This is a genomic window from uncultured Ilumatobacter sp. (genome assembly GCF_963980585.1).
Taxonomy (GTDB): Bacteria; Actinomycetota; Acidimicrobiia; order Acidimicrobiales; family Ilumatobacteraceae; genus Ilumatobacter_A.
This window is the reverse complement of the sequence record NZ_CAXCAM010000096.1, coordinates 1-1,597: the sequence shown is the minus strand read 5'-3', so window position 1 is coordinate 1,597 and position 1,597 is coordinate 1. Positions and strand designations below refer to the sequence as shown.

The window sequence follows — 1,597 nt, the reverse complement described above, 5'->3', positions numbered from 1 at the left end:
TCCACGCTTATGTTCTGATTAGCCATCACTGCCCCTCCGTCTGAAAATTCATCGATTGCGTCCCGGGGTGTGGTGTAGGAGGGTCGTGCGATCCTCTTGCTTGATGTCAGTCGCGGGATGCGGCTGGCAGGGATTGTAGGTCGGGTTCGATTCCGTCGATCTCAGCGACGGACGCGGCGGAGATGTAGCGGCGTTCGGCGGCGATCATTTCGTCGTTGATCTCGACGAGCAGCGCGCCGACGAGGCGGATGACCGAGGCGGTGTCGGGGAAGATCGACACGACGTTGGTTCGTCGTTTCAGTTCGCGGTTGAGGCGTTCGATCGGGTTGTTCGACCAGATCTTGGACCAGTGCGCGTTCGGGAACCCGGTGTAAGCCAACAAGTCGGTTTCCATCCCTTCGAGCAGCGCAGCGACCTTCGGAGCGAGCGGCTCGAGCTGGCCAACGACGAGACGCAGCTGGGCTGACGCGGTGGTGTGGTCGGGTTGAACGAAGATCGTGCGGATCAACGCGGAGATTACCTGGCGTTGCTGGTGGGGTGCGGCGCGCATCATGTTGCGCATTGCGTGGACTCGACAGCGTTGCCACGCAGCACCCTGGAACTTGTTGCGGATGGCGGCGACGAGGCCGGCATGCGCGTCGGAGATCACGAGCTTCGTGCCGGCGAGCCCGCGGCCTTTGAGGTCGCCGAGGAACTCTTTCCAGAACGTCTCGTTCTCCGAATCACCAATGTCGACACCAAGGACTTCTCGATGGCCGTCAGCGCGTAGCCCGGTCGCGATGACGACTGCTTTGGATACGACGTGACGGTTCTCGCGGACATGCACATAGGTCGCGTCGAGCCAGACATAGACAAACGGTTGGTGATCAAGCCGGCGTGTGCGGAGCACGTTGACGTCGGCGTCGATCTGTTTGCAGATCCGCGACACGGTCGACTTCGACACGCCGCTGTCACACCCGAGTGCCTTGACGAGATCGTCGACCTTCCGGGTCGAGGTGCCGGTGATGTACGCGGTCATGATCACCGCCCACAGCGCTTTGTCGATCCGACGGCGCGGTTCCAACAGCTCGGGGAAGAAACTACCGGCACGCAGCTTCGGGATCGCCAAGTCGACATCGCCGGCCGGCGTCGTCAACAGCTTCGGGCGGTGCCCGTTTCGTTGCGCCAGTCGGCTGTCGGTTCGCTCGCCATGTGCTGCGCCGATCGTCGCGGTCAGCTCGGCTTCGATCATCTCCTGGAGCGCCGCGGCCAGGATGTCGCTGAGCGAGGTGGTCAGGGTGGAATCGGTGCCGATCAGTCGACTCGACAGTTCGGACAGGGCAGACTCGTAAGTGGTCATCGTGCGGTGTTCCTCTCAGTTGCTTGGTCGCATTTGAGAATCGCACGATGGCCATCACCATCTCGGTGATGACCGCCTCCTACACCACGTGACGGGACTTACCCGCTCTACACTGCGAAAATGCCGCACACCGAGGTCAGCGACGACTCCACTTCGGAGGAACCGGACCGCGACTACTGGGAACGGTACGACCACCCGATCGATCTCGACAATCCAGGTGACTCGCGCGCCGTTGTGCTCGGCTGTCTTTCGACTGAG

Annotated in this window: 1 protein-coding gene; it reads right to left on the bottom strand. The window is 61.9% G+C overall.

All coding sequences use genetic code 11. The features are described from left to right. Positions 1–106 precede the first annotated feature (106 nt). Positions 107–1,339 carry an IS256 family transposase gene (locus ACH2DW_RS15310; RefSeq protein ID WP_394930608.1) on the bottom strand — a complete coding sequence of 411 codons (1,233 nt, stop codon included), beginning with the start codon at positions 1,337–1,339 and terminating at the stop codon, positions 107–109. Between the last annotated feature and the right edge of the window lie 258 nt (positions 1,340–1,597).